Here is a 9,910-nt window from a genome sequence, read left to right as displayed (position 1 = left end):
AGTACTTGTCCCATAAGTGCGTGCGAAATTCCAGCCCGGAAAATACACCATCACTCTTTGGGACTATACATCTAAGCGCAAAGGCCCGCGAAGTTTAAAAAGGGAAGTCTCGCAAAGTTTGACGTTCTGCCAAACTTTGCGGGACTTCCCTTTTTAAACTTCGCGGGCCTTTGCGCGCTAGTCGGCAGGCAGGATGGTGCCGCGCACTTCGCCGAAGCCGATGCGCACGCCTTCCTTTTCGGCGTAGCCGCGCATGGTCACGGTGTCGCCGTCGAGTAGGAACTTGCGCTCCTCGCCATCGGCCAGGTGAATGGGGCGGGTGCCGCGCCAGGCCAGTTCCAGCATCGAGCCCAGGGAGTCGGGCGTAGGGCCGCTGATGGTACCGGACGCGTACAAGTCGCCCGCTTCGAGGTTGCAGCCGTTGGAAGCGTGGTGGGTGAGCTGCTGGGCCATGCTCCAGTACATCAGGCCGAAATTGGCACGGCTGATGATGGTTTCGGGGCCATTGGCAGGCGTGAGGGCCACTTCGAGGTTGATGTCAAAGTTGTGCTCGCCGTCCTGGTCCAGGTAGGGCAGGGGCGTGGGCTCCTGCATCGGCCCGGCAATGCGAAAGGGCTCCAGGGCATCGAGCGTGACAACCCACGGCGAGATGCTGCTGCCATAATTCTTGCCCAGAAACGGCCCCAGCGGTACGTATTCCCAGCTTTGGATGTCGCGGGCGCTCCAGTCGTTGAACAGGCACAGCCCGAAGATGTGCTCTTCGGCTTCGGCAATTGGCACCGTCGTGCCCAGCTCGGTGCCGGTGCCTACTACAAAGGCCATTTCCAGCTCAAAATCGAGCTGGCGGCTGGGGCCGAAGGTGGGCGCGGCTTCGTCGGGGGCCTTGCGCTGGCCATTGGGGCGCTTGATGGGGGTGCCCGAAACCACAATGCTGCTGGTGCGGCCGTGGTAGCCGATGGGCAGGTGGCGCCAGTTGGGCAGCAGGGCATTGGCCGGGTCGCGGAACATGGTGCCCACGTTGGTGGCGTGCTCGATGCTGCTGTAGAAGTCGGTGTAGTTGTGGGGCTTCACGGGGCGCAGCATGCGCACCTCGCTCTGGCGCCGGAGGCACTCGCGCACGGCTTCCTCGTTGTCGCGTAGCTGGGAGGCATCGTGGCGCAGCAGCTCGCTCACGCGCTGGCGCACCGCCCGCCACGCCGGGCGGCCCAGGCGCAAAAACGCATTGAGCGAGCCGCGCCGGAACACCTTGGGCTGAGCCGCCCCCAGCTCCGTCAAATCTTCGAAAAAACCATACTGGCTGGCCGCATACAGGTCGAGGACGTAAAGGCCGATGGCCACGCCCAGGCGCGGGCCGTGCTGCTCGGTTTCGAACACCCCGAAGGGCAGGTTCTGGATGGGAAAGTCGTTGCCGGGCGGAATGTCAATCCAGGAATGCAGGGCAGGCGAGTTGGGCGAGGTGGCCATGTGGGGAGGGTGGGGTACGGGCGCAAAAGTAGGGCGGTGGGTGCCCACCGCGCTGTTCAGCTTTTTTTGGTGGTCTTTTTTTTCAACATTGCTACCCCTTCCCATCACCTGCAGCATGATTCACCCCGATACCGAATTGCGGTTTATCAGCCCCGAAATTGGCTTTGGCGTCGTTGCGACCAAGCTAATTCCCAAAGGCACCATCACCTGGGTGTTTGATTCGCTCGACCAGATTATCTCGCCCCAAAAGCTGGAGCAGATGGACCCACTGCAGAAAGTGTTTTTGGAGAAGTACTGCTACCGCGACCACACCGGCAATTACGTGCTTTGCGGCGACCATGCCCGGTTTGTGAACCACAGCTTTCGCTCCTCGTGCATGAGCACGGCCTACGACTGCGAGGTGGCGGTGCGCGACATCCTGCCCGGCGAAGAACTGACCGACGACTACGGCTACCTCAACCCGTCCGAACCCTTCGACTGCGTGCCGGAGGAGGGCTGCACCCGCACCCGGGTACTACCCGATGACTTGCTGAACTTCCATCCCGAATGGGATGCCCAACTGCGAGAGGCGTTTGAAAACTTCAGTTCAGTTGAGCAGCCGCTGCTGCACATGCTGACTCCCGCACACCGGGCCAAGGTGCTGGCCGTAGCCGCCGGCCAAGCCCCCATGGACTCCATTCTGAACTGCTACTACGACGCCAGCAAAGTGCGCGAAGAATGACACCCCCTGCCCAGCCCGCCAAAAACCCCAACCGTGGGGCCTCATACAGCACGCTGTTGCGGGTGGCGGGGCCGGTGCTGCTCGGTAGCCTCACCCAAAGCATTATCTACCTCACAGAGTCCCTGTTTGTGGGCCGGCTGGGCGAGGTGTCCCTGGCGGCCATTGGCATGGGTGGGCTGCTGTTTTACCTGCTCACCACCGTGGGGGCCGGGCTTGGGCTGGCGCTGCAGGTAATAGTAGCCCGGCGCATGGCACAAGGCCGCCCGGGGGCGGCTCGGCGGCAGTTTGTGGCGGCTGGGCACCTGGCCTTATTGCTGAGTGCAGGGCTGGCAGTACTGCTGTGGCTGCTGGCGCCGCAGCTGAGTGCGGCCTTGTTGCCCACGCTGACTGCTGCCGCAGAGGTGACGCTCTACCTACGCGTGGTAACCTTGGCGGTGCCGGCCAGCTTTGGCTGGCTGTGGCTGGTAGGCCTCTATACCGGGTTGGGCCAAACGCGCCTGATTCCCTGGAGTGCGCTGGGCATCACAGTGGCAAATATTCTGGGCTCTTATGCGTGGATAGGCGGCGGATTTGGCGCGCCCCGACTGGGCATTGCGGGGGCAGCGTGGGCCACGGTGCTATCCGAATGTGTTGGTTTTGCGGTGCTGCTAGTTGGGCTGCTCTGGCCCGCGCAGGCCCTGCTGGGCGGCTGGCTACGCAAGTGGCGGTGGCATCGGCGGGCCACGCGGCGGCTGTTGCGCTTTGCCGGCCCGGTGGTGCTGCAGCAGGTGGTGGAAGTGAGCAGTTGGCTGGCTTTTTTTGTGCTGGTGGGCCAGCTGGGCATTCGGGCGCTGGCCTTGTCCAACATTGCCCGCAGCCTGTATACGTTCGCCAGCTTGCCGGCCCTGGCGCTCGCCGCCGCCCTCCAAACGCTGGTGAGCCGCTACGTGGGCCAGGGCCGGCAGGCCGCCGTGCTGCCTACAGTGCGCCGCGCCACTCTGCTGGCGGCCCTGCTGGGACTAGGGCCGGCCGTGGCGCTGCTGGCCGTGCCAGCTCAACTAGCAGGTTGGTTCAGCGATGAGCCGGCGCTGATAGTCGCCAGCGTGCCCTTGTTGCGGCTGCTGGCGGGGCTGCTATTGGCCTTCTCGGCCGGCACCATGCTGAGTAACGCCGTAGTGGGCGTGGGCGGCTCCGACCGCGCGCTGGGCATGGAAGTCGGCGCTACAGCCACCTACCTGCTGGCCGCGTGGGGCACCGTGCACCTGGGCCTGCCGCTGGCAGCCGTATGGGCCACCGAGTTTGCGTACTGGAACCTGCTGGGCGTGTTCGGCTGGCGCTACCTCCGGCGAGGGCGCTGGCAGCCGCTACATTAGCCGGAGAAAGTTACCTGGCTTCCACGGCCGTGATTTCGGGCACGGCTTTCTTCACGGTGTCTTCCAGGCCGGCGCGCGTCATCGGTGACATGGGGCAGGCCCCGCAGGCACCTTCCCACTCCAGCTGCAGCACGCCTTCGGGGGTGATATTGGCCACGCGCACGTTGCCGCCATCGGTGGCCAGGTAGGGGCGCAGGCTATCCAGGGCGGCCTCAATGCGGGGCATCAGCGGATGGTTGAATACGGGGGCAGAGGTTGGCGTTTCCACGGGATTAGGGATTCATCTGCACGACGGCCGTTTTGGGGGCCACGTTGTTTCGAATGCTAACTTGCCGGGCTACGGCTTCGGCCAGGTCGGCAAACATCTTGCCTACGGCCGATTCGGGGTCGAGGACGGCGGGCTGGCCCTGGTCACCGTTTTCGCGGATGCTTTGCACCAGCGGCAACTGGCCCAGGAGCGGCACGTCGTGCTGCGCGGCCAGGCGCTGGCCGCCGCTTTCTCCAAAGATAAAGTACTTGTTGTTGGGCAGCTCGGCTGGGGTAAACCACGCCATGTTTTCTACCACGCCCAGCACGGGCACGTTGATTTGGGGCTGCCGGAACATCTGCAAGCCTTTTTGAGCATCGGCGAGCGCCACTTTTTGGGGCGTAGTGACGATGACTGCCCCGGTCACGGGCACGGTTTGCACCAGCGTGAGGTGAATGTCGGAGGTGCCGGGCGGCAGGTCGAGCAGCAAGTAGTCGAGCTCGCCCCAGTCCACTTCGGTAATAAACTGCTTCAGAGCCGAAGATGCCATGGGGCCGCGCCACACAATGGCGCTTTCGGCCGGCGCCAGGAAGCCGATGCTCATCAGCTTCACGCCGTATTTCTCAATCGGCTTAATCAGGTTCTTGCCGTTGGGACCCTGAAACACGTGGGGCGCTTCGTTCTCCACGCCGAACATGGTGGGCATGCTGGGACCCGAAATGTCGGCATCAACCAGGCCGACTTTGGCGCCGGTAGCGGCCAGGGCCACGGCCAGGTTGGCGGTGACGGTGCTCTTGCCCACGCCGCCCTTGCCCGATGCAATGGCAATAATATTTTTTACGCCGGGCAGCAGGTCGCCGCGGTTGTTGCGCAAGGTGGTCACGCGCGAGGTCATGGTAATCACCACATTGGCGTCTTTGTCCACCATGGTGTGAATGGCACGCTCGCAGGCATCGTGAATGAGCTGCTTGAGCGGGCAGGCGGGCGTGGTGAGCACCACCGTGAAGGCGACGGTAAGGCCATCAATCTCAATGTTCTCAATCATATTGAGCGTCACGAGGTCCTGGCCCAGGTCGGGCTCTTCCACGTAGCTCAATGCTTTAAGAACGGCTTCTTTCGTTATAGTCATATTGCAGGCAATGCGCCGGGAAATGGCGTGCTGCAAAGATAACCCCGGAAGCGGCGGGCAGGTTCGAACCGAGTTAAATTGCTATTTTATAATGTAAGACGCTCATTAGCAATTATTCCGATTTACCTCCCATATTTACCGGCGCTTAAATTTTCTCCCTATTCTACTGATTTTATCCTCCACCATTTGTGTATGGAAAACCTTGACAAAACACCAAGCAACAGCACTTTAGCAATGTGTTGCTTTCCCGACGCTGACGACGACTCCGAGGCCATGGTCATTTTTGAACTCTTGGTGCCCGTGGCAGCCAAGGTTCCGGCCCCTCGCCAGCACGTGGAATTTGAAAAACTTATGGTGCAACAAGGTTCTGTTACCAGCACCGTGCCCGGCACGGTTATTACCCAACTGAGCGTAAACAATACCGCGTTGGGCTCGGCGTGGTGCGTCACGGCCACGCTGGTGGCGCCGCGCACGCGCCGCCACTCGTTGATATACTAATATGGCCGCCGCGGTAGCGGCTACTGCAGGTACTCCATTTGGCGCGACGCCAGCAAGCCCTCGGGCACGCTGAGGGCGCCGGTGTGCGGGTCAATGAGTCCGTTGCGCTCGTCTTCGATGTTCGTGGCCTGGGTATACACGTCGCCGGCAATGGGCCGGCGGCGTAGCTCCTGCTTAAACGCGCGAATGGAGTTGGTGCGCGCCTCGGCATCTTCGGGCCCACCGTAGTCGGAGAAGCCGAAGCCGCCCCACTCGCTCACTACCAGGGGCACCTGGTGCCGGTAGAAAAACGGGTCGCCCACCACCAGTGGGAAGGCGGCAGTGCCTTCCATCTCGCCGCCCACTAGGCGGTCGAGCAGCTCGCGCCAGCGCGTCAGGTCCGGGGTGTAGAGGTGGGCCGTGAGCAAATCCGACTTCAGACGGCCGGTGTAGGAAATGTGGTGCCAGCCGTCGTTGTCTACCACCAAAAACTGCGGATAGGCAATTTGCATGAAGTGGTAGGTGTCGATGATGTACTTGCGGGTTTCGGCGTTGGTGGCAATGTCCTGGGCGCCCCAGTCCTCGTTGTACAGGCTCCAGATGATGATGGACGGGTGCGTTTCACTTAGCGTGACCAGGCGGAGCAGCTCGGCGCGGTGGTTTTCGCGGCTGCGCGGCGTGGAGCTGTGCGGGCTGGGCACCTCCACCCACAGCAGCAGGCCCAGCTCATCGGCCAGGTTGTAGATGCGCGGGTCGATGCCGGCAATGTGCACCCGCACCAAGTTGCAGCCCAGGGCCTTCATGGCGTGCATGTGGCGCTGCATCTCTTCGTAGGTGGCCTGCCCCGGCTGGTACAGAATGCCGTCGAGGTAGATGGGCTGGTTGTTGAGGTATACGTAGCGGCCTCGCGCCTCAATCTTGCGCAGGCCAAACAGCGTCTCGATTTGGGCCGGGTAGCCTTCGCTGTCAATAAGTTGAGCAACCAGCCGGTAGCGGTGCGGGGCTTCCGGTGACCACAGCTCGGCGCTGGGCACTTCCAGTACCACGCGCTGCTGCCACTGCCCGGCCTCGAGGTGCAGCGGAAAATCGGAAGCGGCTAGGGGGTCTTTCCGGTTCGGGGTCACGGGGTCAAAAACCTGGAGGCGGATGGTATAGTCGCCCGGGTCGTGGATGCGCAGCGTCAGGTTGAAGCGCACGAGGTGGTCTTCCACCACGCTCACCACGCCCACGCGGGAGCGCAGCCGGTTGCGCTCCACCACTTCGAGCCACACGCTGCGCACGGCGCCGGTGTAGGTCTGGTACCAGATGCCGCCGCGCTTGTACACGTACGACTCCTGCTTGCCCCGGGGCGTTTCGGCGTCCATGTTGTCGGCAATGCGCACCGTCAGGCGGTTCACCAAATGCAGGTTGTTCTCGTTCAGCTCGTACGTAAACGAGGTGTACTCCCCGTAGTGGATTTCTTCGCCCTCAATGGTCTTTAGAGGCTGGCCGTTGAGCCACACGCGGGTTTCGTAGCCGCAGGCCCCAAAGGTGAGCTGGAGCATCGAGCGGGTCTGGGGCTCGGCTACTTCGGGGAGGTTGAATTCCCGCTCATACCACACCACTATCTGGTCTTTCCAGGCCGCGGCGCCCTGGTGGCCGCGGGCCATGGCGAGGTGTTCTTCCACCGAGCCCGGCCATTGGGCCGTTTCGCGGTACGTGTGGCCCGAGGCCCAGTCTTCGCGCAGGCCCACGTCGTCATCGTCGAGAGCGAAGCGCCACTGGCCGTCGAGCAGCACGTGGTTGTTCATGCGCAACACGGCCCGGGGCAGGGGGTTGGCAACTTCGTCGATGGGGCCCTCTTCGGGGTGGCTGGTTGAAAAGGAGTAGTTAGAAGGAGTCAGGTCTTCCATGCGGGGCGGTGGAAAGAAGGGCGGCCGTGCACTAAAAGCTGAGCCTAAAGTACTGCTAACGGGCCTGACCCCGGGAATGATGCAATATGGCGCTATCAACCGCAAATACCACTCTCCCCAACGATTTCGTCGCGCTAAAAATTCAGCTGATAATCAGCTCAATTGCAAGGAAATACATATGCCAAAATAGCCTCAAGGCTGAATGGCCAGGGCCAGCCCGGCCCCGCCGCCCACGTAGGTGGGCACGAGCAGCAGCTTGTGGGCCATGCGCGGGGGAAGGAGCCGGGTGAGGGATGGGTAAACGTGCCACACGGTTTCGGCCGAGAGAAAGCCCACTGCGGCGCCCGCCAGCACGTCGGTGGCCCAATGCTTGTTGCCGAGCACGCGCATGGTGCCGGTGGCGGCCGCCACGGCATAGCCGCTCACGCTCAGCCAGGGGTATTGGCGCCCGTACTGCTCGTGCAGTAGCGTGGCCGTGAGAAAGGCCTGCGACGTGTGCGACGACGGGAAGGAGCTAAAATCCTGTGCGTTATTGGGCCGGGCTTCGGCGCTCATCCGTTTCAGGTTGCTTACGATGCCATTGTCGAGCTCGTGCGCCAGCAGGTAGATGAGCGTGAAGCTGACGGCGGTGCGCTCCCCCGGGTGCCCGGTAGCCATCATGGCATAGGCGGCGGCCAGGGGCACGTGGCGGGTGTAGTCGTCTAGACCGTGGGCATCAAATGCCGGAAATTCCTCAAGGGTCTCTTCCTGCATCTCTTGCTTGGCCTGGCACAGCAGGGAGCTATATCGGGGGCTGTGAGCCATTACGCCAACTCCCAGCAGCGCCGAGGGGATGGCAATGCGCAGGGCTGCCGCTCGCAGCGGTTTCTTGGGCTGCGCTGGTGCAGTCGTTACAGAATCAGGCGCGGGAAGCGAGGCCAGAACCTGAGCTTGCCCTTGACACTGGAAACCGGTCCAGCAGGCGAACAAGAATAAAAAACGTCGCCAGGACATAAAGCCGGTGCAGGGTATGATTAGGGGCCCTGAAAGTTATGCATTTACCCGCACAACCCAACCGTTTTTTCTGCCCCTTTGCACCAAAAATTCAGCCCAATTTCCAAAAAAGGCCCGCTTGACTGCAAGCGGGCCTTTTTTGGAAATTGGGCTGAATTCTGTGGGTTGAGCTAAGCTGCGGCCAGAGGCTAGTGAAGCGCGGTACCGCTGGGGCTTAGGTTTTCTGCTTCTTCTTCTTAGCCGCCGGAAACAGGATGTTGTTCAATATCAGCCGGTAGCCGGGGGAGTTGGGGTGCAGCGACAAATCGGTGGGTTCTTCGCCCACGAGGTGCTGGTAATCTTCCGGGTCGTGGCCGCCATAAAAGGTCCAGGTGCCCTTACCGAGCGTGCCGTGGAGGTAGCGCGCCTCGCCCGTTTGCTTGGTGTCGCCCATTATCACCACATCCGACTTGATGAGGCTTTTGCGGAAGGCCGTGGTTTGGCCCATAAAGCCGTGGATGGTCTTTTCGTGGTTCTGGCAGAGCATGGTGGGCACCGGGTCGTACTTGGCCGAGAAGGTGAAGAGCGAGAAGTAGTCGTTCTGTTCGCCCAGGCCCCGCTCGCCGGGCTGCATGTCAATGTTGGAGTATTCGTACTCGAAGGGGTTGCGTACCAGCTGGAAGTTCTGGAAGGCTAGGCAGCGGTTGAAATTCAGCTTGGATTGCGCGTTGGGGTCGGCGGGGTCGCCGTCGTACATGCTTTCCACCATATCTACGCCCAGGCCCGCCAGGGCAATGTCGTAGCTGTCGGTGGCCGAGCACATGGCAAACAAAAAGCCGCCGCCCGCAATGAACTCTTGCATTTTGGTGGCCACCGTGCCTTTCATCACGCTCACTTTGGCAAAGCCGTTGCGCTTGGCGGTGGCTTCGGCGTCGCGCTGCTGCTGCTGGTACCAGGGGTAGTTGCGGTAGGAGGCGTAGAACTTGCCGTATTCGCCGGTGAAGTCCTCGTGGTGCAAGTGGAGCCAGTCGTACTTGGGCAGCTGCCCGGCCAGCACTTCGTCGTCGTAAATCTGGGTGTAGGGGATTTCGGCGTAGGTAAGCACCATGGTCACGGCGTCGTCCCAGGGCTGCTTGCCCTTGGGGGTATACACCGCGATTTTGGGCACCTTCTCCAGCTTCATCACGTCCATGTTGGCGTTGGGGTCGGCGATTTCCTGCAGGATGCCGGTGTACTGGGCTTCGCTGATTACCTGGAACGTGACGCCGCGCACAGCTAGCTCGTTTTCGGCGGCGCTGGAGGTTTCGAAGGCGAACGAGCCTCCGCGGTAGTTGAGCAGCCAGTCGACGGGTACCTCGCGCTGGAGCAGCCAGAAGGCCACGCCGTACGCTTTGAGGCACTCCTTTTGGGTGTTGTCCATCGGAATGAACACGTGGTTGGCACGCGCTGCCAAAGGGGCAGCCATGCCGGCCACGGCCAAGAGCAGAAAGAGCAGAAGACGCTTGAACAGCATAGTTTTTAGGAGTAAGAGACGCATCGAATCAACGAGGTTGCAGCGCCGGTGGTTCAAGTTAAGCGCCGGTCGCCGAACTTTGGGCAGCAACTCCAGCTGTGAGTCGGAACACCAACTGCGTCGTCAGAATTAATATCGTTAGT

General features: G+C 61.8%; 9 protein-coding genes. 3 read left to right on the top strand and 6 right to left on the bottom strand.

The window, feature by feature from the left end:
* Positions 1 to 177: 177 nt before the first annotated feature.
* Positions 178 to 1,464 carry a fumarylacetoacetase gene (fahA, locus tag LJ738_RS08305; protein ID WP_227785861.1) on the bottom strand — a complete coding sequence of 429 codons (1,287 nt, stop codon included), beginning with the start codon at positions 1,462 to 1,464 and terminating at the stop codon, positions 178 to 180.
* Positions 1,465 to 1,552: 88 nt separating this feature from the next.
* Here fahA and LJ738_RS08300 point away from each other — a divergent pair, with 88 nt between their 5' ends.
* Positions 1,553 to 2,185 carry an SET domain-containing protein gene (locus LJ738_RS08300; RefSeq protein WP_227785860.1) on the top strand — a complete coding sequence of 211 codons (633 nt, stop codon included), beginning with the start codon at positions 1,553 to 1,555 and terminating at the stop codon, positions 2,183 to 2,185.
* The gene (locus tag LJ738_RS08295) at positions 2,182 to 3,537 is read left to right on the top strand and encodes an MATE family efflux transporter (RefSeq protein WP_227785859.1); all 1,356 of its coding nucleotides are present in this window, start codon (positions 2,182 to 2,184) and stop codon (positions 3,535 to 3,537) included. Before LJ738_RS08300 ends, LJ738_RS08295 begins: the two co-directional genes overlap by 4 nt.
* Before the next feature lie 10 nt (positions 3,538 to 3,547).
* Here the strand turns inward: LJ738_RS08295 and LJ738_RS08290 are convergent, their stop codons facing one another.
* Complete coding sequence (locus tag LJ738_RS08290) at positions 3,548 to 3,763, bottom strand: NifU family protein (RefSeq protein WP_068195361.1); 216 nt, start codon at positions 3,761 to 3,763, stop codon at positions 3,548 to 3,550.
* A 46-nt stretch (positions 3,764 to 3,809) separates the two neighbouring features.
* Positions 3,810 to 4,913, bottom strand: coding sequence for an Mrp/NBP35 family ATP-binding protein (locus LJ738_RS08285; protein ID WP_227785858.1), 1,104 nt, complete (start codon positions 4,911 to 4,913; stop codon positions 3,810 to 3,812).
* A 234-nt stretch (positions 4,914 to 5,147) separates the two neighbouring features.
* Here LJ738_RS08285 and LJ738_RS08280 point away from each other — a divergent pair, with 234 nt between their 5' ends.
* Positions 5,148 to 5,411: a hypothetical protein gene (locus tag LJ738_RS08280; RefSeq protein ID WP_227785857.1), complete on the top strand. Its 264-nt coding sequence runs from the start codon at positions 5,148 to 5,150 to the stop codon at positions 5,409 to 5,411.
* Between the two features lie 20 nt (positions 5,412 to 5,431).
* On the opposite strand, the gene LJ738_RS08275 is transcribed toward LJ738_RS08280, so the two are convergent.
* The 3 genes from LJ738_RS08275 to LJ738_RS08265 form a co-directional block, all read right to left on the bottom strand.
* Positions 5,432 to 7,282 (bottom strand): glycoside hydrolase family 2 protein, encoded by a 1,851-nt coding sequence (locus tag LJ738_RS08275; RefSeq protein WP_227785856.1) that lies wholly within the window; start codon positions 7,280 to 7,282, stop codon positions 5,432 to 5,434.
* A 192-nt stretch (positions 7,283 to 7,474) separates the two neighbouring features.
* Positions 7,475 to 8,086 carry a phosphatase PAP2 family protein gene (locus LJ738_RS08270; RefSeq protein WP_227785855.1) on the bottom strand — a complete coding sequence of 204 codons (612 nt, stop codon included), beginning with the start codon at positions 8,084 to 8,086 and terminating at the stop codon, positions 7,475 to 7,477.
* Positions 8,087 to 8,489: 403 nt separating this feature from the next.
* On the bottom strand, positions 8,490 to 9,767 hold the full coding sequence (locus tag LJ738_RS08265) for an asparagine synthetase B (RefSeq protein ID WP_227785854.1): 1,278 nt from the start codon (positions 9,765 to 9,767) through the stop codon (positions 8,490 to 8,492).
* Between the last annotated feature and the right edge of the window lie 143 nt (positions 9,768 to 9,910).

Source organism: Hymenobacter plasmatis, from assembly GCF_020711255.1.
Lineage (GTDB): Bacteria > Bacteroidota > Bacteroidia > Cytophagales > Hymenobacteraceae > Hymenobacter.
Note: the sequence above shows the minus strand (reverse complement) of the source record. Positions and strands in the feature narration are given on the sequence as shown.

What these genes read in the sequence shown, in the direction of transcription:
- LJ738_RS08295 (WP_227785859.1), top strand. Translation starts at nt 2,182, where the DNA reads ATGACACCCCCTGCCCAGCCCGCCAAAAACCCCAACCGTGGGGCCTCA.
- LJ738_RS08275 (WP_227785856.1), bottom strand. Translation starts at nt 7,282, where the DNA reads ATGGAAGACCTGACTCCTTCTAACTACTCCTTTTCAACCAGCCACCCC.
- LJ738_RS08285 (WP_227785858.1), bottom strand. Translation starts at nt 4,913, where the DNA reads ATGACTATAACGAAAGAAGCCGTTCTTAAAGCATTGAGCTACGTGGAA.
- LJ738_RS08290 (WP_068195361.1), bottom strand. Translation starts at nt 3,763, where the DNA reads ATGCCCCGCATTGAGGCCGCCCTGGATAGCCTGCGCCCCTACCTGGCC.
- LJ738_RS08280 (WP_227785857.1), top strand. Translation starts at nt 5,148, where the DNA reads ATGTGTTGCTTTCCCGACGCTGACGACGACTCCGAGGCCATGGTCATT.
- LJ738_RS08270 (WP_227785855.1), bottom strand. Translation starts at nt 8,086, where the DNA reads ATGGCTCACAGCCCCCGATATAGCTCCCTGCTGTGCCAGGCCAAGCAA.
- LJ738_RS08265 (WP_227785854.1), bottom strand. Translation starts at nt 9,767, where the DNA reads ATGCTGTTCAAGCGTCTTCTGCTCTTTCTGCTCTTGGCCGTGGCCGGC.
- fahA (WP_227785861.1), bottom strand. Translation starts at nt 1,464, where the DNA reads ATGGCCACCTCGCCCAACTCGCCTGCCCTGCATTCCTGGATTGACATT.